This window comes from Chryseobacterium sp. CBSDS_008 (genome assembly GCF_049959325.1).
Taxonomy (GTDB): Bacteria; Bacteroidota; Bacteroidia; order Flavobacteriales; family Weeksellaceae; genus Chryseobacterium.
In genome coordinates this window covers 2,429,242-2,449,296 of the sequence record NZ_CP188202.1, presented here as the reverse complement: position 1 = coordinate 2,449,296, position 20,055 = coordinate 2,429,242, and the positions used below count along the sequence as shown (strand labels likewise).

Annotated in this window: 24 protein-coding genes and 1 tRNA gene; 5 read left to right on the top strand and 20 right to left on the bottom strand. The window is 34.9% G+C overall.

Annotated features, from left to right (window positions below; translation table 11 throughout):
- Positions 1–24: 24 nt before the first annotated feature.
- The 6 genes from ACP3T3_RS11025 to ACP3T3_RS11000 form a co-directional block, all read right to left on the bottom strand.
- A complete protein-coding gene (locus ACP3T3_RS11025; protein WP_426479907.1) occupies positions 25–366 on the bottom strand; it encodes a YkvA family protein in 342 nt (113 codons plus the stop codon).
- Between the two features lie 82 nt (positions 367–448).
- Complete coding sequence (locus ACP3T3_RS11020; protein WP_426479906.1) at positions 449–988, bottom strand: TlpA family protein disulfide reductase; 540 nt, start codon at positions 986–988, stop codon at positions 449–451.
- 9 nt (positions 989–997) lie between these two features.
- Positions 998–1,561 (bottom strand): thioredoxin family protein, encoded by a 564-nt coding sequence (locus ACP3T3_RS11015; RefSeq protein ID WP_426479905.1) that lies wholly within the window; start codon positions 1,559–1,561, stop codon positions 998–1,000.
- Between the two features lie 15 nt (positions 1,562–1,576).
- Positions 1,577–2,647 (bottom strand): chorismate synthase, encoded by a 1,071-nt coding sequence (gene aroC, locus ACP3T3_RS11010; protein WP_426479904.1) that lies wholly within the window; start codon positions 2,645–2,647, stop codon positions 1,577–1,579.
- Between the two features lie 50 nt (positions 2,648–2,697).
- A complete protein-coding gene (locus ACP3T3_RS11005) occupies positions 2,698–4,269 on the bottom strand; it encodes an LIC_10190 family membrane protein (RefSeq protein WP_426479903.1) in 1,572 nt (523 codons plus the stop codon).
- 118 nt (positions 4,270–4,387) lie between these two features.
- On the bottom strand, positions 4,388–4,942 hold the full coding sequence (locus ACP3T3_RS11000) for a YMGG-like glycine zipper-containing protein (RefSeq protein ID WP_426479902.1): 555 nt from the start codon (positions 4,940–4,942) through the stop codon (positions 4,388–4,390).
- Between the two features lie 244 nt (positions 4,943–5,186).
- Between ACP3T3_RS11000 and ACP3T3_RS10995 the strand changes: the two genes are divergently transcribed.
- Entirely contained in the window at positions 5,187–5,627 is a 441-nt protein-coding gene (locus ACP3T3_RS10995; protein WP_426479901.1) for a hypothetical protein, read from the top strand.
- 394 nt (positions 5,628–6,021) lie between these two features.
- On the opposite strand, the gene ACP3T3_RS10990 is transcribed toward ACP3T3_RS10995, so the two are convergent.
- The 10 genes from ACP3T3_RS10990 to thrA form a co-directional block, all read right to left on the bottom strand.
- A complete protein-coding gene (locus ACP3T3_RS10990) occupies positions 6,022–6,855 on the bottom strand; it encodes a glycosyltransferase family 2 protein (protein ID WP_426479900.1) in 834 nt (277 codons plus the stop codon).
- A gap of 403 nt (positions 6,856–7,258) precedes the next feature.
- Positions 7,259–7,486, bottom strand: coding sequence for a glutathione synthase (locus tag ACP3T3_RS10985; protein ID WP_426479899.1), 228 nt, complete (start codon positions 7,484–7,486; stop codon positions 7,259–7,261).
- 601 nt (positions 7,487–8,087) lie between these two features.
- Positions 8,088–8,477 (bottom strand): CPBP family glutamic-type intramembrane protease, encoded by a 390-nt coding sequence (locus ACP3T3_RS10980; protein ID WP_426479898.1) that lies wholly within the window; start codon positions 8,475–8,477, stop codon positions 8,088–8,090.
- An 89-nt stretch (positions 8,478–8,566) separates the two neighbouring features.
- Positions 8,567–8,637: transfer RNA gene (locus tag ACP3T3_RS10975), tRNA-Cys, on the bottom strand.
- 58 nt (positions 8,638–8,695) lie between these two features.
- Complete coding sequence (locus tag ACP3T3_RS10970; RefSeq protein WP_426479897.1) at positions 8,696–9,193, bottom strand: RDD family protein; 498 nt, start codon at positions 9,191–9,193, stop codon at positions 8,696–8,698.
- Positions 9,194–9,236: 43 nt separating this feature from the next.
- Positions 9,237–10,601 (bottom strand): DUF4403 family protein, encoded by a 1,365-nt coding sequence (locus tag ACP3T3_RS10965; RefSeq protein WP_426479896.1) that lies wholly within the window; start codon positions 10,599–10,601, stop codon positions 9,237–9,239.
- A gap of 34 nt (positions 10,602–10,635) precedes the next feature.
- Complete coding sequence (gene folB / locus ACP3T3_RS10960; protein WP_426479895.1) at positions 10,636–11,004, bottom strand: dihydroneopterin aldolase; 369 nt, start codon at positions 11,002–11,004, stop codon at positions 10,636–10,638.
- A gap of 4 nt (positions 11,005–11,008) precedes the next feature.
- Positions 11,009–12,313 (bottom strand): threonine synthase, encoded by a 1,305-nt coding sequence (gene thrC / locus ACP3T3_RS10955; protein WP_426479894.1) that lies wholly within the window; start codon positions 12,311–12,313, stop codon positions 11,009–11,011.
- A gap of 16 nt (positions 12,314–12,329) precedes the next feature.
- Entirely contained in the window at positions 12,330–13,256 is a 927-nt protein-coding gene (locus ACP3T3_RS10950) for a homoserine kinase (RefSeq protein ID WP_426479893.1), read from the bottom strand.
- A 10-nt stretch (positions 13,257–13,266) separates the two neighbouring features.
- A complete protein-coding gene (thrA, locus tag ACP3T3_RS10945) occupies positions 13,267–15,714 on the bottom strand; it encodes a bifunctional aspartate kinase/homoserine dehydrogenase I (protein ID WP_426479892.1) in 2,448 nt (815 codons plus the stop codon).
- A 333-nt stretch (positions 15,715–16,047) separates the two neighbouring features.
- Between thrA and ACP3T3_RS10940 the strand changes: the two genes are divergently transcribed.
- Genes ACP3T3_RS10940 through ACP3T3_RS10925 form a run of 4 tightly spaced genes read left to right on the top strand, consistent with a single transcriptional unit; the run spans position 16,048 to position 16,948 of the window.
- Positions 16,048–16,242, top strand: coding sequence for a bacteriocin-like protein (locus tag ACP3T3_RS10940; RefSeq protein ID WP_426479891.1), 195 nt, complete (start codon positions 16,048–16,050; stop codon positions 16,240–16,242).
- A 49-nt stretch (positions 16,243–16,291) separates the two neighbouring features.
- Complete coding sequence (locus ACP3T3_RS10935; RefSeq protein WP_156121586.1) at positions 16,292–16,462, top strand: bacteriocin-like protein; 171 nt, start codon at positions 16,292–16,294, stop codon at positions 16,460–16,462.
- 47 nt (positions 16,463–16,509) lie between these two features.
- The gene (locus ACP3T3_RS10930) at positions 16,510–16,707 is read left to right on the top strand and encodes a hypothetical protein (RefSeq protein WP_426479890.1); all 198 of its coding nucleotides are present in this window, start codon (positions 16,510–16,512) and stop codon (positions 16,705–16,707) included.
- Positions 16,708–16,738: 31 nt separating this feature from the next.
- A complete protein-coding gene (locus tag ACP3T3_RS10925; protein ID WP_426479889.1) occupies positions 16,739–16,948 on the top strand; it encodes a bacteriocin-like protein in 210 nt (69 codons plus the stop codon).
- Positions 16,949–17,006: 58 nt separating this feature from the next.
- On the opposite strand, the gene ACP3T3_RS10920 is transcribed toward ACP3T3_RS10925, so the two are convergent.
- The 4 genes from ACP3T3_RS10920 to ACP3T3_RS10905 all read right to left on the bottom strand — a co-directional run bounded on the left by ACP3T3_RS10920 (position 17,007) and on the right by ACP3T3_RS10905 (position 19,875).
- A complete protein-coding gene (locus tag ACP3T3_RS10920; RefSeq protein ID WP_153816329.1) occupies positions 17,007–17,168 on the bottom strand; it encodes a bacteriocin-like protein in 162 nt (53 codons plus the stop codon).
- A 54-nt stretch (positions 17,169–17,222) separates the two neighbouring features.
- Positions 17,223–18,242, bottom strand: a complete 1,020-nt coding sequence (gene nadA, locus ACP3T3_RS10915) for a quinolinate synthase NadA (RefSeq protein ID WP_034694934.1) — start codon at positions 18,240–18,242, stop codon at positions 17,223–17,225.
- Between the two features lie 112 nt (positions 18,243–18,354).
- The gene (gene gmk, locus ACP3T3_RS10910) at positions 18,355–18,921 is read right to left on the bottom strand and encodes a guanylate kinase (RefSeq protein ID WP_426479888.1); all 567 of its coding nucleotides are present in this window, start codon (positions 18,919–18,921) and stop codon (positions 18,355–18,357) included.
- Positions 18,922–19,017: 96 nt separating this feature from the next.
- Positions 19,018–19,875 (bottom strand): YicC/YloC family endoribonuclease, encoded by an 858-nt coding sequence (locus ACP3T3_RS10905; protein WP_426479887.1) that lies wholly within the window; start codon positions 19,873–19,875, stop codon positions 19,018–19,020.
- Positions 19,876–20,055 lie beyond the last annotated feature (180 nt).

Sequence of the window (20,055 nt, the reverse complement as noted above, 5' to 3'; positions counted from 1 at the left end):
TGGTGTGAAAAATATAATAAACTGTTATTTTACGATTTCGGCATCAATGACTTGAGCGCCTCTGTATCTTTGTTCGGTTTCCCATAATAAAAACTTGTCAACCTCTTTGATAAGTTTAGGAATCGTTAGTGACAGAACTGCCAGGTCATCCATAACTCCAAGTACTGGTATGGCAAATTCAGGAAGCAGGTCAATAGGAGAGAGTACATATAAAATTCCTAGTAAAGGAAGAATAATGTCGATGGATTTCATAGGATAGATTCCTTTTCTCCACATTTTAACCATTCTGAAAATATCAGGGATCTTTTTTATAAAGCCCTTGTGATTGATGGCTTCTTTTGCAATATTTAATTTTGAATATTTCATTTTGTGTTTGGATTTAATAAATTTTTCAACATTTATAAATTTCACAAATCCTGTACCAACAAATTATAAAATTAGTTAAATATTATTTAATGATATTATCAATGAACTGATGCACAGTCTCTGTATCCCAGTCTTTTGTAGCGTCTTCTTTAATAAGGATTCTTCCATGCTTATCCAAAAGGAAAGTAGTAGGGAATACTTTTGGAAGAATTTTCTCAGAAATCGGACTTTGAGCAATATAAACAGGAACGGTATAATTGTTTTCTTTCAGAAACTTTCTTACATCCTCTTCTTTATCATTCATGGCAATCAGGACAAAATCTACATGATCTTTTCTGGAATCATACAATTTCTGAATAGAAGGCCATTCTTTTCTGCATGGCGGGCACCATGTTCCCCAGAAATTCAGGAATATACCCTTGTCTTTAAAGTTTTTAAGATTGGTGCTCGGTGCATTAATACCTTTAAGCTCTATATCGTAATCTTCTTCACTGATATGCACTGCATTTTCAATGGTGGCTACCGGAAAGAAGGCGTCTTTAAGAAAATTTCTTACCCCGGGTATAAAAGCAACACCCGCAATAATGACGATTAATATAAGATAAATGACATTTTTTTTCATATCTCTTTTTTATAAAAGATCTAAAATTTCCTGAACAGCATCTTTTCCTCTGTTTCTGGCATAATATATCTGCAGGTCATTATAGAAAGTATCTTTTGGATACGCTTGAGGATCAGCTTTATATTTCATCAGAAGCTCATATCCATATTTCGGACGTGGTCCCCATGAATTTTTTACATTCAGGTCTTTATCCAGAATCAATACTTTAGGGATAGATTCTGTACCATTGGTCAGAAACTGATTGATTAGGCTTTTATCGCTGTCTCTCAGAAAAACTCTTACTTCATTATGTCCTTCAAAAAATCTGAATACTGCAGGCACTGTTGCACTTGCATCTCCACACCATGCTTCGGAAATGATTAAAATCTTTCCGTCAAAGTTTTTGGCAGCAAGTTCTTTCAGCTGATCTTCATCGGGAACGTATTTTTTTACCGTTCTGTCCATTCTCTGAAGACCCAGTTCATAATATTGTTTATAATCAGCTTCCTGCTGGTTGGCAGGATTCTCTAATCTTTCTTTTGCAATCTGAAGGTACTCTTCAAAAGAAATTCCCTTATCCCAGTAATTTTTCATTACCAAAAATATTTATTAAAAGTTATTGATATTTCTTGTTTTGTTGATCAAAAACAGGTCTGCCAGTACAAATGCAGCAAGGCCTTCCACTACGGGAACCGCTCTTGGAACCACACAAGGGTCGTGACGTCCTTTTCCTTCTACGATAACAGGATTTCCATCCTTATCAATACTGTCCTGGGGTCTCAGAATAGTTGCCACAGGCTTGAAAGCTACACGGAAATAGATATCCATTCCATTGGAAATCCCTCCCTGAATCCCTCCTGAAAGGTTAGATTTTGTAGTGAAATCTGTATTGAAAGCATCATTATGCTCTTTTCCTGTCATTTTGGCGCCGCAGAAACCGCTTCCATACTCAAAACCTTTGCAGGCATTGATATTCAGCATTGCTTTTGCCAGTTCGGCCTGAAGTTTTGAAAATATAGGTTCACCTATTCCCACAGGAACATTTTTTATCACACAGGTGATCGTTCCTCCGATTGTATTACCTTCTTTTTTGATCTCTTTGATCCTTGAAATCATCTTTTCTGCCGTTTCCGCATCCGGACAACGAACATCATTGCTTTCTGTTTTGGAAAAATCTAAATCCTGATATGGTTTTTCACAGAAAATATCACCTACGGAAGAAACGTACGCGTTGATCTCAATGTCTGGTAGAAGCTGCTTGGCAAGTGCTCCGGCAACCACCCAGTTCATTGTTTCTCTTGCAGAAGATTTTCCGCCGCCACGATGGTCTCTGAAACCAAATTTCTGGTCATACGTGAAATCAGCATGACTTGGACGATAGGCTCCTGCAATATGATCATAATCTTTTGACTTCTGATTTTCGTTTTCAATGATAAAGCCTATTGGGGTACCCGTAGTTTTGCCATCAAAGATTCCTGAAAGAAACTTTACTGTGTCACTTTCTTTTCTTTGAGTAACGATTGCTGACTGGCCGGGTTTTCTTCGGTTCAGTTCATATTGAACTTTATCGAGATCTACCGTTAAACCCGCCGGAAAATTAGTGATGATACCGCCATAAGCCACTCCGTGACTTTCTCCAAATGTTGTAAGACTAAGAAGATTACCTAATGTATTGAACATACTACAAAATTACCTTTTTTTCTTCAGATAATAAAGTTTCTGGATTTGTTCTATTTATCAGTGTTTTTGATATTATTGATAACCTTTTGGGCTTCCTTTTTTTCTTCTGAAGTCATTTTTTTCCAGACAAATCCTTTTTTGATATTATTTTTGTCTGAAAGCTGTGGAAAAATACCTGCTTTTAGATCGTCAAAAAGATAATCAGGGGTAACAGCCGGGATAGGGGTGTCAAAGCTATAAGGGTAATGGTGGGACACATTAAATTGAAAATTCCCGATTTTAAATGTATTAAACTGCTGATATTTGTAGGCTGAAGGTCTGTAAAACTGTTCCTTTTCAAATCCGGTCATAAAACTTCCCACACGGAAACTGGGAATATATTTTTGAATGATTCCCGGAAAAGATAATATTGAAATGAAAAATAAACTGAGAATTGAAAAGGCAAGGATAGATTTTTTTTGATCAAAATATTCATGAAACAGAACAAAGAATATAACAAAAAAAACATCTATAAAAAACCGGTACTGGGCTGAGAAAGCAAGAACCAAAATGCTTTTTATCAATATTGAAATACAAATAAATGTGATGAGTTTTCTTTTTTTTATCCAGGCAAATACCGTAAACACAGCTAAGCTTAGTATAAAAAGAATATTAATTTTTGATTTAATTCCTTCGAGGGAAAGCCAGTTTCTAATATAATCAGCTGTTGAAAACTTTTGAATTTCTTCATAAGAATATTGCATGTCATATGTTTTCATGACTGCAAATTGTGACGAGATTTTTAAAACTTCAGGATTCGGTTTCCATGATAAACCAAAATCACCCATGGCTACCGGAAAGACAGGATATCCGAATGTCCAGATATTTTTGATGAAAAATAAAAAGAGAATTGACGATCCTAAAAGAAGGTGTTTCAAAGTACTTTTAAAAATAAAAACAGAGCTTAAGAAAACCAGTATGGGCACCCAAATCATTGTGGGTTTTATCGCAAAAACAAAGGCTGAAAATGCAAAAAGAAGATTGATATTTCTGTTTCCTGTTATCATTTCATTTAAAATAATGAGTGAAAAAATAATGACAGGAAGGTCAGGGCTTGGAGATTGAGAAAATAACAGCAATACGGGAAGGAAACAAAGATGTATCCAGTTTTTTCTTTCAACAATGTAAAATATATAAATGATCAGCAGCACTGTGTTTATCCTTAAAAACGGATCTGAAAAGTTTGAAAATCCGGCCTGAAAAATATGCCATACAGACATCTGGCCCAATGTAAGATCTACATTGGAAATTCCTTTTATAAGACCATATTCTGTAAGCCACTGAAGAGTAGGAATATAATACCCGAAATGATCTAATATATAAGGATAAAAAGACCCTGCGAATATAATAAACAGAGTTGCAAAACCAATTAATATAAAATCTTTTTTTGAAAAATGATCAAACTGAAGATAAAGTTTATTTTTAAAGAAAAAGAATAATCCCGGGAGTATAGAAGCTGTTTCTACATATAGATTCAAAGGTGTAAAAAAGGAAATAACAGTCCATGCCAGGCTTATTCCTATAATTCCGGACAGTATTTTCCAGGAGATTCCATGAAATAAAATTCCCCAAACATGTTCCATGATTTTTCCCCAGCCTATTAAGACAGGAATAATGAAAATTGAAGAAAACAGAATCAATATCATAAAAAAAGATTGCTTAAAAATAAGCAATCTTTATATTTTATGGTGAAAATATTTATTAACGGGGCTGCACCCTTCCATCTTTTCTATCTTGTGATCTACCAATTGTATAACCGGTTGCACCTCCTACAACACCACCAATAACAGCTCCCAGTCCTCTGTTTTTCTTAGCAATAAGGGCTCCGGCAGCCGCACCACCTACAGTACCAATGACGGTTCCTTTGGCCGCTTTACTCCAACCTTTTTTCTGAGTCGTTCCCTGTGAAGTACCGCTTCCGTTATTGGCATAACTTCCGTTGCTGGCTCCTCCAGAACCTGAGTTTGAGCTTCTGTCTCTATATACTGTTCTGGTTTCTCTGATCACCTGTGGTCTTGAATTATTTTCAGAAGCAGCTTTTGCTTTTTTGTTTTCTGATATACTGTCTGCTTTTTTCTGGGCTTCATATACAAGCTTTTCTTTTTCAATGGCCAGTTTTTGCTTTTCTATTTCAAGTTGTTTTGCCTGAAATTCAAGTTTCTGTTCTTCCAGAGATTTCTCAGCAGTTCTGTCATCTTTCTTGCAGGCCGTCATTAGGAAGACGGATAAAAAACCTGCTATTATTATCTTTCTCATAATTCAAATTTTAATAAGGTAAAGTCAACAAGACTTTAATTTTAGTTTTATTTTCAATTATGAAGCCAAATTTTAGTTAACGAATGTTAAAGTTAACAATATAAAAGGGAAATAATTTTGAATATTGATTGATTTTATATTGTTGATGCAGGGTTTCAAGCATATTTGTAAATTTTAATTCATTGATAGTTTTCATTAAATTCATATAAGTTGAGTATTTTTGAATATCAAATTACTTTTTAATATGAAAAAATCAATTTTTACAGTATCAGCAATTATTGGGTTGTTTGCTGTTACAACATCGTTTTCCTCCGCGGAAACAGGAGAAGTCCCTAAAGGGTGTTCAGAAATATCTGATAAAGCACCAAAAGCGGATACTTATAAAGTTCGGTATGGTCTTCTTTCAAAGAGTGGAGCAAAAATTCTTTCAGGAAATTATGATGTAGGAAGTTTCATTGCTGAAAATATGACTACAGGAGAAGTGTATGATACTTATTATAGTGGCGGATTTCAGTCTGTTCCTCAATATTATAATGGTCTTCCGGCAGGAACCTACACTTTTTCTGCAATGCAGGGACAGGGAGGATGGGTTGGTTATGGAACGGTAGTTGCTACGGTTTCGGATGCACAGGTAGATTCCGATGGATACATTACCGTGTATATTCCGGTCATTTGGGAAGAATAAGCCTTGTGAACAAAAAAATATTTAGCTACATTTACCCATTCAGAAGTGAATATTTTTTTAACCATTTGTCTTAATGGTGTAAACTATATTTTTTTTCTTCAGAATGCCGCTGGTTTCTTATAGAAAGTATTCATTCTTCAATCATATATTGTATTATATTTTTCTACATCAGAAATATAATCATAGAAGTGTTGAATGATTTTACAATATTCTGTTTGGATTTTTCTAAATAGATTTTTTTCATCATTTGTGTTTTTTAGGCCTCCTAATGGAGGCCGTTTCTTTTTATACCGGTTGTATGATTTTGTGTATAAAAATTGTTCAAAACCTGATATTTTTCTGTAAATATTCATTCATAATCACCAAAAAAGACTCTTTGGAGTAAGGAGTCTTTTTATATATTGCCTAAAGTAAGTTTTATCTTACTGATCAGCCGGTGCATTTTGTTCGTCTGATAATTGAGAAGTTCAAAAATTTCATGTGAACTGGTAAAAAACTCGGGAACAACTTTATGGTTGATGCTTTTAATTCCCCGCCTTTTCATGGTATCATGTATTACTCTGGCAAATGACTCTTTTGAACTTTGTTTTGCCTTATCCTGAGAAATTCCATTAGAATGGAGCCTGTAATAATAAAGGGGTTCTCTGATATATTTCACTTCTCCCTGTTCCAGGATTTTTAGATAAAGATCCTGGTCTACTGCATTTTTCAGATAGGGATTAATTCCTGTTGTTCTTAGGTACGCTTCTCTTTTAAAAGTGAAAAAATGTGCAAACTGAATGGGATAGTTGAAGAAATACCGATTATTATAAATCTGCTTGGTACCGGCATATATTTTTTCAGGGATCAGTTTTTCATTACAAAGAATCATCTGAGAATAAGCGGCTGCAAGATTATCCCTGTTCATGAATCCTTGGACCATTTTTTCCAGCGCCTGCGGATACAAGGCATCATCGGGATCCAAAAAAGCGCATAAATCTCCCTGGGCATATTTCATACAGGCAGCTTTGGTAAAGCCACAACCTTTATTAACTGAATGATGGTAAAGGGTAAAACGTGAATCTTCTTTAATCAATGATTGTATGACCTCTACTGAATTATCTGTAGAGGCATCATCAATAATAATCACCTCCCAGTTTTCGTAGGTTTGGTTGATTAATGATTGATAGCATTCCTTAAAATACTTTCCATTATTATAATTGGCTATAAGTATAGAAAAATTTATCACGAGATGTAGAATTAATGATACGAAGTTATAAAATAGTAAATATGAAAATCATAACCCGGGTCATCACTTATCTAGTATTTTTTTCTTATATTGTGCAATTATGGATGCTGAATTATTTCTTGAATGATATTTAATATAAATAATCCGAATAATAATTTATGACAACAATTTTTTATTATTGTCTTTTTTTGAGAAATAATGATGGTAATTAGAAAAGCTTTTATTGAAAAGAAGTAATAATTTTATGATTGTACTCATAAAATAAAAAAAAAGACTGATATATCTTTGATTTAGAATTAAAAGATAAATAATTTTTATCTCTGATATAAAATTTTTTTTCATCATTTGTGTTTTTTGAGGCCTCCATTTCTGGGGGCTTTTTGTATGGAAACCTATGCGTGTATTATACATCAAAAAGGATTCTGCCGTCAAACGGATTATCCCAGATAATATATATCTTGTCATTTGATTTTTGTAAAGGGGCCTGAATTATTTCATAGTTTCCTTTGTCGGTCAACCTTTCTACGATAAGATTAGATCCTTCACCTATTTCACTTATAGTATATTCCAGCTGGTATTCTTTTTCATTAATCTTTGTGAAATCTTTTTTATTAAAAATTTTTTGTGACATAATTTTAAAATATTAATGGATTAATATGAGGAGAGAATAAAGTGTGCCAATTTGGTACTTAAATTTTTTTTATGTCCAATCGGTTCACTCTAATTTTTTTATGTCATGAATGTAAATTTTATATTATTAAAATGTAAATTATTTTTTTTTTAATACTTTTGCCGGAGCATTATATTTATCTGAATTAATTATAGATAATTATGAAGTGGTTTTTAAAGTATCAGTAAAATCGATTTAAAATGCTGAATTGATAAAAATGGTGCAGCAAGAATAAATAAACTTTTTTTCTCAAAATTAATATTCTTGGCACGATTTTTCAATATAGAAATGTAACTCATGTTTAATTTGAGTTTTCATGGTTATTAGTTTTTATCCTCGGAATTTCCGGGGATTTTTTTTGCCTTAATATGACGCTGCTCATAAAACCTGAATTGATTAATCCTCTATCTTTGATTTAAGATAATTTTCTATCCATCATTACTTTTTGCATTATTTACCAAGCTCTTCTTTGATCTGGAGGAGCTTGTTTTGTATCTTAAAAAGAAAGGTTACATGATAAATAATAAACCATAAAGATTGAATAATGAATGGAAAAGTACGGTTAAAATAAACTATATCTATAGACGTGATGGATGTAATAAATATAAAGGTTATTTAAAATAATGCCTCCAAAAAATGTCATAACAATATATAGCCAATTATAATAATGCATTGATGCGAAAATGATACTCATAATGATTATACAAAATACTTTATTGTTGAGCTTTATCCATTTACTTAAGATGAAATAGGGAAGATACTGAAATAGAAAAGTCTCCAGAAAAGGAGCAATGAAAATTGCAATGAAGTTTAATTCATTTTTTGAGATATTTTGAGACTTATTGTAATTTACATCAAAATGTAAATATGCATCATTAATATAATTAAAAAAATAACCATTTAAAAGGGCAAATACAAATGAAACGATAAAAAAGGTGACTGTTTTTTTCATAAGTATATTGTTAATAAATGAATGGAATATCTGAAAAAATTTAAGCTGTAAAAATAAAAAAACCTCTAATTTAATTAGAGGTTTTTTTGAGGTACCTAGCGGATTCGAACCGCTGTAGATGGTGTTGCAGACCACTGCCTAGCCGCTCGGCCAAAGTACCATTTTTACCATTTTTGAGGTGTGCAAATATAGCAAAATTTCTTTATGAACAAAAGTTTTTAAGCAATTTCTTTCTTTCCAAGGTCTTCAATTTCGCTTTTTACTTGAATTTCAGTCTGATAATTTTTGATGTTAATAACCCTTGTTTCACTCCACTTGTCATGCCAGCCGTTTACTCCAAGAAATGACAGCCCATCAAAAGGAACAATTCTGGTAAGACTTCTGTAAATAATTTGCTGGGTGGTTGGTTTTGTGCCATCTGTACTGATTACTTTAGTGCCTGTAATATACTTTGCAACGGTTCTTCCGTCTAAATAGTTTTCCATCAAAAAGTAATAAAGGCAATAATTGAAATTTCCAATAAAGAGCTGCCATAATATATTTCCATTACTATAGAAGTAGAAAAACTCAATTGAAGTTACTTCATAAAGAAAATTAGAAACAATAGAGAGGAGATAATTAATAATATATAGTATTATAAGATCAAGGAAATTATTAGCAAGTCTAACCCCTGATGAGGCTTTATTATATTCAACAACATTTAGAATTCTTTTCATGTGTAAGATTATTAGTTTTTATGTTAGTTTTTATTGAAATTTTTTAAAATCCGTTGACAAGTAGTTTCAGCGAAGCATTCGTATCAATCACAGCTGTAATTCCCGTATTGCTGAGTAGAATCTTGCTGGGCTTAAGATTGAAAACTTTTCCGTTCATCTTTAACCCTTTATAATATTCTTTGTTAAAGGCTTCTTCAATGCTCTTTCTTGACGTTTCTTCCAGTTCCTGGGTAGGAATGCCATATTCCTCTTCAATCATTTTTACAATTTTCCCCTGGAATAGGAGCGAAGCTGTTTTTTGCAGGATGTTGGTGGTTTTCAGTTTGAATTTGGTTTCCGATAAAACAATTTTTCTTTTTGTTTCATCATACACAGGAATTCCTGAAATAATGGATGTTCCTTTTATATAGCCATCGGTTTGTGCTTCAATGACCACTCTGTCATCAACTCCATATACTCTGATATCGGTTACTTTCACTTTAGAGTCCCGCACATCAAACTCCTTGTTTAAAAAAGTTTTTCTTGCCATACTGCTTGCTTCTGTAAAGGGAATATTGGCTGTAGTCTGTAAAATAAACCGATCTGCAACAGTAGGGGTGGAGTTAAAATTAGCAACGCTGGTTACCGGTAAAGATGCTGAAGGTTTATTTCCCGTAAAAGTTTCGGAATAAATATCAACACCAAGCGTTGCATTGATCTGGTTTCCGTAAAATTTAAAAGGCGTTATATTGACTCCCACCGGGCTTACTTTCAGCCAGGTGTTGTATTCATCGGAGATATTGAAAGGCTGCAGAAAAGTATTCCACGCCATTAAGGCGTATTGCTGGAAATTCAGCTGCGTAGCCATTTGCTGGTCTATGGTTTTGCAGAATTTTTCCTGCTGCTCTTTTAAGCTTTTTTCAACGATCGAAGTAATGGGAATCTGTATTCTTCCATAATCAAGTACCGGTTTTGTTACCCACCTGAAACCATTGGGCCTGGTATTGGTAATAATGGTCCAGTTATTTTTAAAAGTAACTGTTGTGTTGAATGACATTACCGTTTCAAAAGTGGTATTCTGATACGTGTATACTCCCAAAGTACCAATTCCTTTTTCTGCCCATATTTTTAATGGAACTTCAATCAGTAAATTCTGGCTGGTTCCGCCTACAAGACGAATAGGTCTGGTCTTCCAAACCTTTACTTTGAACTGATCATTATTATTATCCGTATAAGAATCATCCTGGTACACCAGATCTTTCACAGAAGCATTGATCATATTGCTCAGCTCCGAAAGAGGAATTGTCACAGGCATGGTAATACTTGATCTGATCTTCGGAAAGTTATAAGCTGCCAGCTGATTATCAACGTTGGTCTGACCAAAAACGCTGATCCCTGCGGCTAAAAATAATATTTTAACGAATTTCAATGTGTATCTTTTTTAATGAACGAAAATAAGAATTTTAATTTTCCGGTTTAAAGCTTTTTTCAAGCTCAATGCTGGCACCCTTCATTTCTCCCTGCATCGGCGGAGCTGTTTTCGTGATTTTTAATTTAATATAATCAATCTGTGGAAAGCTGTCGTGAATTTTTGTGATGATTCTGCCGGCTACATGTTCCAGTAACTTGGATTTTATTTTCATTTCCTTATGGAGAATATCGTTGATATCCGCATAGCTTATGGTGTCATGCAAATCATCGGATGCAGCTGCTTTCCACAGGTCGGTATGAAGTTCTGCATTCAGAATATAATATGTTCCGATGATATTTTCCTCAGGAAGTACACCATGGTACGCATATATTTGTACATCTTCAAGATATATTTTGCTCATTGCTTCAGATTTTATGAAACAAAAATCGTCTTAATTCTTCAAAATCTGAATTTATTTCTACAGTTTTTTTCTCCTTTTTCATAAGTTCATTTAATGATTCAGGAATTTCAATCTGGGTATGAATAGCTTTTTCCACAGCATCAGGGAACTTTACCGGATGTGCAGTACCCAGAATAAATCCTTTTTGTCCTGGGTTTTCCTGCAGATATTGTTCCATTGCAGCAAATGCGACAGCACTGTGAGGTTCCAGCATATATCCGTATTTCTCATAGATTTCCGTGATGGTGCTCATTGTTTGATCATCATCAATGGAATACGCTGATATTTTATTTTTCAATGTTTCAAACTGATGCCCGAAAAGTTCCAGGATTCTCACAAAATTGCTTGGATTTCCTACATCCATGGCATTGGATAAAGTAGCAATGGCTTTTTGCGGCTGATAGTTTTTAGTTTTAAAATAATCTGGAATTACATGATTGGCATTACAGGCAGCAATAAAATGGCTGGCAGGCAAACCTCTGAAATGAGCCAGCAGTCCGGCACAAATATTTCCGAAATTTCCGCTTGGAACACAGATTACGGGTTGCTCTTTATGATACGGCATCCATTGTTTCAATGCTATTAAATAATAAATTTGCTGGGGAAGCCATCTTGCCACGTTGATAGAATTAGCAGACGTCAGAAACAACTGGCTGTTGATTTCTTCATCCGAAAAAGCCTGTTTTACAAGATTCTGACAGTCATCAAAACTGCCGTTGACTTCCAACGCTGAAATATTTTCTCCTAATGCAGTCAACTGCTTTTCCTGAACCGGGCTTACCCTGTTCTTAGGATACAAAATAACTACATCAATCTGTGGGATTTTATAAAATCCATGGGCAACAGCACCTCCTGTATCTCCTGATGTAGCTACCAGAACAGTGACTTTTTTCTGCTCGTCTTTCAGGAAATAAGACAGACAACGGCTCATGAATCGGGCTCCGATATCTTTAAAGGCCAGCGTAGGACCATGAAATAACTCCAAAATTGATATCTGCTCATTAATCTTAACTAACGGAATTTCAAAGCTGACGGTTTCGGCTACAATTTCTTTGAGAATTTCTGATGGAATTTCATCTCCGACAAAATCTTTCATGCATTGGTATGCAATCTCTTCATTAGAATATTGATCAAGATTTTGAATAAATTCTTCATCAAACTGAGGAATGTTCTCAGGGAAAAACAATCCTTTTTCTTTTCCCTGACCTTTTATGGTTGCCCCTCTAAAATCAATTTTTTCCTGATGATCCTTTAAATTATAATATTTCATTTTTGTTTTTTTATGATTAAGCTTCCCCGATGATCTGAATGCCTGCCGGATTTATTTTTGAGACATAGACAAGGCTTTCTATTTCAATTTTATCATATACTGATTGCATCATTTGAGCAATTTTTTCTGCGGTTTCTTTCTGTTCGGACAGCATGAAAATAGAAGGTCCTGAACCGGAAATTCCACCTCCCAATGCACCTGATTGCAGACTTTTTGTTTTAATTTCATCAAATTTCGGAATCAAAATACTGCGGACAGGTTCTACAATGACATCGTTAAGACTCCTTCCAATCAGCGGAAAATCATTTTTCTGAATTCCTGCTACCAGACCTGCTATATTTCCCCACTGTTCTACAGCACTTTTTAAGGTGATATTTTTCTTTAAAATCTGTCTGGCATCTGAAGTTTTGACTTCCACCTGCGGATGTACAGCTGTTACAAATAAATCAGGACTATTTAAAGGAATAATATCAATAGGATTGGTAGATTTTACCAGGGTAATTCCGCCATAGATGCACGGTGCGATATTATCTGCATGGCGTACTCCTGAAGCCAGTTCTTCTCCAAACATGGCAAAATAAACCATTTCCTCTTTAGAAAGCTTATTTCCTAATAAAATATTGGCTCCAAAGGCGGCTCCGGCGGCACTTGCCGCGCTGGAGCCGAGCCCGCTTCCTGGTTTTATATGTTTATGGATAATGACTTCAAATCCGTTTTTCAGATTGAAATATTCCTGAATTTTTAATAGAACAAAACCCGCAACATTTTTAGAAGCTTCTTCTGGAAGCCCGTAAGAATCTGTATGTTTTATAATAATTTCGGGAGTTTCCAGTAATCGGAATTCCATCTCATCGTATGGATCATGAACTGCCATTCCTAAAATATCAAATCCGCAAACCAGATTGGCTACCGTAGCAGGAACTTTTAATTTTACATTTTTCATAATTGTATTTTTAAATAGAGCGAATAATATCTGCAAAAACTCCACTTGCCGTAACATCAGCTCCGGCACCGGCACCTTTCACTACCAATGGCTGTTCGGAATATCTGAGGGTTTTAAAAATGACAATATTGTCTTTGCCATACAGGTGAAACAGATCACTGTCCGGAGCGATATGCTGTAAACCTACTTTTGCTTTTCCCTCTTCAAATTTTGCAACGTATTTTAATATTTTGCCTTCGTTTTCAGCTTCGTTAAATAAGTTCTTAAAATGATCTTCATACACTGTCAGTTTTTCATAAAAACTGTCAACACTTTCCTGCATGCATTCTTCAGGCAGAAAACCTATGTTTTCAATTTCTTCAAACTGAAGGGGATATCCGGCTTCTCTTGCCAGAATTAAAATTTTTCTTGCTACATCAGTTCCGGACAAATCGAGTCTTGGATCCGGTTCCGTATATCCTTCTTTCTGGGCCTGAGCTACTACTTCAGAGAATGTTCTGCTGCCATCATACTCATTAAAGACAAAATTCAATGTTCCACTTAAAACGGCCTGGATGGATTGGATTTTATCACCGCTTTTGATGAGGTCGTTAATAGTTCCTATCACGGGAAGACCGGCTCCTACATTGGTTTCAAAATAGAAATTGCAGCTATGGTTTCTCGCCGTATTCTTTAAGGTTTTATACTTTTTAAAATCTGAAGAAGCTGCAATCTTATTACACGCAACGATATTCACACTTCTTTTCAATAGCCCTTCATACACTTCAGGAACATCAGGACTTGCCGTTACATCAACGAAAATGGAATTTCTAAGGTTTCTGTGGATAATTTCATCAGCAAATTCCTGGGCAGAGGCCTTTTCACCCTGCTGATTCCAGTTAAGGTAATTTTCCCTTGGTATTCCCTGATCTGAAAACAGCATATAACGGCTATTGGAAACCCCTGCGATTCTCAAGTTGATCAAAAAATTTTCTTTTAAATATTCGTTTTGGTCATAAATCTGCTGAATCAGTTTTGAACCTACATTTCCAGTTCCACAGATGTAGAGGTGGATTTGTTTTATTTCAGATTCAAAAAATTCTTCGTGAAGTACATTCACTGCTTTTTTACTGTCTTTTTCTGAAATAACAATACTGATATTTCTTTCTGAAGATCCCTGCGCAATGGCTCTTATATTGATACCATTATTTCCCAGGCATCCGAACATTTTTGCACTGACACCGCTTCTGCTTTTCATGTTTTCTCCTACAAGCGCTACAATGGAAAGTCCTGTTTCGATTTTTACGGCACAGACCCTTTTAAGATTGATATCATCAGCGAAAGAAGAATTGATTGCGTATTCCGCACGTAAAGCTTCTTTTTCTTCAATAGCTATGGTGATAGAATGTTCTGAAGACCCTTGTGTGATAAGGATTACATTTATTTTTTCATGACTTAAACACTGGAAAAGTTTTGCTGAAATACCCGGAATTCCTACCATACCGCTTCCTTCTAAGGTAAGCAGAGCAATATTGTTCATATTTGAAATTCCTACTGCAATCTGTTTTTCATTGTCTGAAGATTTCAGTTGATGAGAAATTAAAGTTCCCTGTGCTTCAGGATCAAAAGTATTCTTGATGATCAGGTTTATATTGTTTATCATTACAGGCTGAATAGAAGGCGGATAAAGTACTTTTGCCCCAAAATGAGAAAGTTCCATGGCTTCATGATAAGAAATTTCTGAAATAGGTTTGGCATTGGAGGCCAGACGTGGATCGGCAGTCATCATCCCACTTACATCGGTCCAGATCTGTAGCTCTTCTGCATGCACAGAAGCTGCAATAATAGAAGCGGTATAATCTGAGCCGCCTCTTCCTAATGTTGTTGCATTATTTTTTTTGTCATGGGCTACAAAACCGGGGCCTACGATAATACGGTTCTGATTTTCATTCATAAAATGGATAATATTCTTTTCGGTAGCGGCGAAATCTACTTTTGCATTGGTGAAATTGCTGTCTGTTCTGATCAGATCTGCAGTATTCATCCATGCACAGTCTAAACCTTCATGATGAAGTTTTGCTGCAATAATTTTTGAAGACAGAAATTCTCCGTAAGAAGCAATTTTATCTTTTATTCTATCTGTCAATTCACCAAGTACAGCGATTCCGTTGCAGAGGTCTTCAATGTCATTGAAATGTTTTTTTACAAAACTTAGCCATGAACTTTGTTCTGCAATTGGGAACAGTTCTTTAACCAAAGCGAGATGTTTTTCTTCAAGGTTTTGAACAATCTGATTATAATTTTCATCTTTTACGGAGGCATATTCTGCTGCTTTGATCAGCTGGTCGGTAACACCGTGAAGGGCTGATACAATGACAACAACTTTACTTTTTAAAGATTCTTTTTTTATGATTTTTTCCACCAGTAGGATATTCTGGGCGTGGGCGACTGATGTTCCGCCGAATTTTAAAACTTTCATCAATTATTTTTTTGAAGTTGGATAAAAAGAAATAGCTACTCTTTAAAAAAAGAGTACAGGTACCGGAAATAATATGTGAAAATTTACCCCGTTATGGGGTAGTTGTTGTAGTTGTGAATGTAGAAACGGAAGATATGCCTGAAATAGGTAATCTCAGGGCAGAAATATCAGATATGTTTCTTAATAAATTCATCGTAACAGAACAAATGTACAACTTATTTTGAAACAGCCAAGCTTTTAACATAATAAAATATATTTCCTTTTTTAGAGATATATTTGGTGTAATTAATTAAAAATATTACATTTATCGTATTAACTAATAACGAAATAACCATGAAAAATTTAAAGAAATTAAAACGTCAAAACCTGAAATCAATCAGTGGAGGAGATGTGAATACCTGTTTTGAGAATTGTCCTGCCGGACCCTACGGACCGGGTGAAACCAGATCATGTGCTGATTATTATGCCTTACCGGAATGCTGTAAAGGAAGAGTATTAGTGAGCTTTGAATGCTTCGGTCCTTACTAAATTTAAATGATAAAAATTTATTGCTAATACAGAATACCAAAATTATAATATGAAAACAATCAAAAAATTATCAAGAGAGGATAAGAAAAATATCAAGGGTGGTTTCACGGATATTCAGATTGAAGCTTGCGGAGGAGAACAGTTTGTTTGTTTCCGTGGAGGCGGAAAATGGGGCTGCTGGCTGAAGCCGGGAGGAACCTGTTATGCACCAATGCTGTAATAAGAGAGATTAAATTATTTAAAAAAACTTAATCAAGCTAAATTGCCATGAGAAACTCTAAAAAATTAAACAGAGAAAATTTAAGATCCATTATTGGAGGTACAGGAGACAGTTGTGCTGTAGATCTTGACTGCGGACCAAAAGGATGTGCGGTATGTACAGATTTTAAAGGCCGTAAAGTTTGTCTTTACCTTTTCCCTTATGATCCATCCATTCCGGGCAGCTGTCCAATTCTTGAAGCCTAAAAAATAAATCAGAATATAATTTAAAACGACTATGAAAAATTTAAAAAAATTAAACAGAAAAGAGCTTGAACAATTAAATGGAGCTGCAGGTCCGTCAAGATGTGCAGGATGTCCGCAGAATGCTACATTTGGTAATGGTCCGGAATATCAGTATTCATGTGCTGCTTATCAGGGACTGCCTGATTATTGTAAGATGTGTGTTCTGGTAAGCATGGAATGTGTGGATGGAGGAGTATCCTAAAAATAATATATGTTCGTAACAATAATAAAGCACTGCAAAAACAGTGCTTTATTTTATTTTAACAATTATCCGGAATATACATTCCTCTTGGTACGCAGATCAATTCTCCATTGCATCCTGAACCACAGGTTTCGTGTATTTCGCAGTTTAAGTTGCATATACCGCTGCCTCCGTTTACATTTTTAAGACTTCTTCTGTCCAATTTTTTTAGATTTTTCATATTTATTATTAGTTTGAATGCTAAATATAATAAATATTGAATAACAAAAAGAAATTATTTTATGCTTTTAGAAAGGTCAAGCATGGCTTCAATAGGCTTCAATGCTTTTAACCTTAATTCTTCGTCGATAAGAATTTCAGGAAGCTCATATTTCATACATAAATACAGCTTTTCCATTGTATTACGTTTCATGTAGAAACATTCTGAACAGTTACAGCTTTCATCAAAAACCAATGCAGGAATCAGTTCCTTATGAGGAGCACGCTTTCTCATTTCATGAAGAATTCCTTCTTCAGTTGCAATGATGAATTTCTGGCAGTCATCTTTTTCTACATAGTTCAACAGAGCAGAAGTGGAACCGATAAAGTGAGCCAGTTTCAAAACAGCTTCTTCACTTTCAGGGTGTGCAATCAGCTTGGCATCCGGATTGTCTGCCAGCTGCTGGGCAATTCTTTCCATGGAGAATGCTTCGTGTACTACGCAGCTTCCATCCCAAAGGATCATATCACGACCTGTTTTTTTAGATAAATATCTTCCCAGGTTTTTATCCGGTGCGAAAATAATCGGTCTGTCTTTTGGCAGGGCTTCAATTACTGTTTCAGCATTTGAACTGGTTACGATGATATCACTTTCTGCTTTCGTTTCTGCGTTACAGTTGATGTAAGTGGCAATTAAAGCATTCGGGTGCTGTTCACGCATTTTTCTTAGTCCTTCTCCGGAACAGCCATCTGCCAGAGAGCATCCGGCCATGGTATCAGGAAGAACTACTTTTTTAGTTGGATTCAGAATTTTTGCTGCTTCTGCCATGAAATGTACACCGCAGAATACAATCATGTCAGCATTGGTGTCTTTTGCCTGCCTTGCCAGCTGTAAAGAATCTCCCAGAAAGTCAGCGATATCCTGAATTTCTCCGGGCTGGTAATAATGGGCAAGAATAACAGCATTTTTTTCCTCTTTAAGCTTCAGAATGGCTTTTACCAATTCTTCACCCTGAGGAATAGCAATATCTTTAATATCCAGAAATCCTCTGACAGGAATTGCAGATTTAGCTTTTTCTAATGTTTCGGTACTCATATCAACCTCAATTTTTTCTTTTATAGAAGTTAGAGATTAGAAACTAGAAGTTAGTATAAAATGAGGATAATTTTTCCTGACACTAAAAAAACTAACTTCTAATTTCTAACTTCTAGTTTCTTTCTATAAAACTTTTTATTAAACTTTCTATTTCTATTTTAGCTGCATCAAGATCTTCATTAATAACGATCTTGTCAAACCCGCCGGCGTAGGTCATTTCTTCTTCTGCCTTTGCTACACGGGTTTTTATGGTTTCTGCATCATCTGTATCTCTGGAGATCAATCTTCGTTCCAGTTCTTCAATGGAAGGTGGTTCTATAAAGATAGACAGGGCTTTTTCACCGAAATATTTTTTTAACGAAATACCTCCTTTCACATCTACATCAAAAATAACTACTTTTCCCTGATTCCAGATTTTTTCTACTTCAGATTTTAAAGTACCGTAATATTTGTCAGTATACACTTCTTCATATTCTACAAAAGCATCTTCGGAAATTTTCTGTCTGAATTCATCAGGTGTCAGAAAATGATAGTCCACAGCATGAACTTCACTTCCTCTCGGCTGTCTCGTTGTACATGAGATTGAAAATTCAAGTTCAGGAAATGTTTCTAATGAATGCTTTACCAGTGTAGTTTTTCCGCTCCCTGATGGTGCTGAAAATATAATTACTTTATCCATTTCTATGGGTTTCGGGTTTCGGGATTGTGAGTTTCGGGTAGTGATTCCGTAGTATTTGTACTCGGAATTATTACCTCGCATCTCGAACCCCGCAACTTATAATACGTTTAACGTTTGTTCTTTAATTTTTTCAAGGTCATCTTTCATCATCACGACCAGTTTCTGGATTTCTGCGTGATTGGCTTTAGAACCCAGGGTATTGATTTCTCTTCCGATTTCCTGAGAAATAAAGCCCAGTTTTTTTCCGTTGAAAGATTCATTGTCCATTACTTCTTTATAATATTTCAGGTGCTGGGCAAGTCTTACCTTTTCTTCAGAAATATCAAGTTTTTCAGTGAAATAGGCCATTTCCTGGTAGAAACGTGTTTCATCCACGTTTTCAAATTCTTTCAAAGACTTCTGATAACGCTCTTTCACACTTACAATTCTTTCTTCTTCAAAAGGAATCACTTCTCCAAGATATTTGTCGATATTCTGAATATTCCTGTTTAATTCTTCATGTAAATTGCTGCCTTCAGTTCTTCTGAATTCTTCGAATCTGTCTACGGCATTGTTAACAATCTTAGCCAAAGCTTCCCATTCGCCTTCCGTCAATTCATCAGGTCTTGATGTGATGGCATCAGGAAGTCTTACCGCCATTTTAAGGTATTCGAAATCGGGACCGTCAGAAGCTATGTTTTTAAGTTCATTGATATAAGAGTCAATTAAGTTTTTATTAATTTTTACATCATTAGACTCTTCAAGGTTCTCAATATTAACGTAGCAGTCTACTTTTCCACGGATAATTCTATCGTTAAGAATTTTTCTGATTTCAAATTCTTTTTCTTTATAACGTAAAGGAATTTTAATATTCAAATCAAAGCTCTTGCTGTTCAGAGATTTAATATCTATAGTAATTTTTTTTCCTTCAAAAACATCTTCGGCTCTACCGAATCCGGTCATTGATAAAATCATAGTTTTTTATTGTTCTACAAAGATAAACATTTAAGTCTATAGTTTGGCTACTGTTGAATGGCTGGAAGGTGGAGGCAGGAAGCGGGAAGATTGTTGTGAATATATAAAGATATTTAATTTTAAATTCCAGCCTCAGGCTTCCATCTTCCAGCCAATTAAATAAACTCATTTTCGTAAATT

What these genes read in the sequence shown, in the direction of transcription:
- ACP3T3_RS11000 (WP_426479902.1), bottom strand. Translation starts at nt 4,942, where the DNA reads ATGAGAAAGATAATAATAGCAGGTTTTTTATCCGTCTTCCTAATGACG.
- ACP3T3_RS10995 (WP_426479901.1), top strand. Translation starts at nt 5,187, where the DNA reads ATGAAAAAATCAATTTTTACAGTATCAGCAATTATTGGGTTGTTTGCT.
- ACP3T3_RS10950 (WP_426479893.1), bottom strand. Translation starts at nt 13,256, where the DNA reads ATGAAAAATGTAAAATTAAAAGTTCCTGCTACGGTAGCCAATCTGGTT.
- ACP3T3_RS10905 (WP_426479887.1), bottom strand. Translation starts at nt 19,875, where the DNA reads ATGATTTTATCAATGACCGGATTCGGTAGAGCCGAAGATGTTTTTGAA.
- aroC (WP_426479904.1), bottom strand. Translation starts at nt 2,647, where the DNA reads ATGTTCAATACATTAGGTAATCTTCTTAGTCTTACAACATTTGGAGAA.
- ACP3T3_RS11005 (WP_426479903.1), bottom strand. Translation starts at nt 4,269, where the DNA reads ATGGAACATGTTTGGGGAATTTTATTTCATGGAATCTCCTGGAAAATA.
- folB (WP_426479895.1), bottom strand. Translation starts at nt 11,004, where the DNA reads ATGAGCAAAATATATCTTGAAGATGTACAAATATATGCGTACCATGGT.
- ACP3T3_RS10985 (WP_426479899.1), bottom strand. Translation starts at nt 7,486, where the DNA reads ATGTCACAAAAAATTTTTAATAAAAAAGATTTCACAAAGATTAATGAA.
- nadA (WP_034694934.1), bottom strand. Translation starts at nt 18,242, where the DNA reads ATGAGTACCGAAACATTAGAAAAAGCTAAATCTGCAATTCCTGTCAGA.
- thrC (WP_426479894.1), bottom strand. Translation starts at nt 12,313, where the DNA reads ATGAAATATTATAATTTAAAGGATCATCAGGAAAAAATTGATTTTAGA.
- gmk (WP_426479888.1), bottom strand. Translation starts at nt 18,921, where the DNA reads ATGGATAAAGTAATTATATTTTCAGCACCATCAGGGAGCGGAAAAACT.
- ACP3T3_RS11015 (WP_426479905.1), bottom strand. Translation starts at nt 1,561, where the DNA reads ATGAAAAATTACTGGGATAAGGGAATTTCTTTTGAAGAGTACCTTCAG.
- ACP3T3_RS10920 (WP_153816329.1), bottom strand. Translation starts at nt 17,168, where the DNA reads ATGAAAAATCTAAAAAAATTGGACAGAAGAAGTCTTAAAAATGTAAAC.
- ACP3T3_RS11020 (WP_426479906.1), bottom strand. Translation starts at nt 988, where the DNA reads ATGAAAAAAAATGTCATTTATCTTATATTAATCGTCATTATTGCGGGT.
- ACP3T3_RS10935 (WP_156121586.1), top strand. Translation starts at nt 16,292, where the DNA reads ATGAAAACAATCAAAAAATTATCAAGAGAGGATAAGAAAAATATCAAG.
- thrA (WP_426479892.1), bottom strand. Translation starts at nt 15,714, where the DNA reads ATGAAAGTTTTAAAATTCGGCGGAACATCAGTCGCCCACGCCCAGAAT.
- ACP3T3_RS10980 (WP_426479898.1), bottom strand. Translation starts at nt 8,477, where the DNA reads ATGAAAAAAACAGTCACCTTTTTTATCGTTTCATTTGTATTTGCCCTT.
- ACP3T3_RS10970 (WP_426479897.1), bottom strand. Translation starts at nt 9,193, where the DNA reads ATGAAAAGAATTCTAAATGTTGTTGAATATAATAAAGCCTCATCAGGG.
- ACP3T3_RS11025 (WP_426479907.1), bottom strand. Translation starts at nt 366, where the DNA reads ATGAAATATTCAAAATTAAATATTGCAAAAGAAGCCATCAATCACAAG.
- ACP3T3_RS10925 (WP_426479889.1), top strand. Translation starts at nt 16,739, where the DNA reads ATGAAAAATTTAAAAAAATTAAACAGAAAAGAGCTTGAACAATTAAAT.
- ACP3T3_RS10940 (WP_426479891.1), top strand. Translation starts at nt 16,048, where the DNA reads ATGAAAAATTTAAAGAAATTAAAACGTCAAAACCTGAAATCAATCAGT.
- ACP3T3_RS10930 (WP_426479890.1), top strand. Translation starts at nt 16,510, where the DNA reads ATGAGAAACTCTAAAAAATTAAACAGAGAAAATTTAAGATCCATTATT.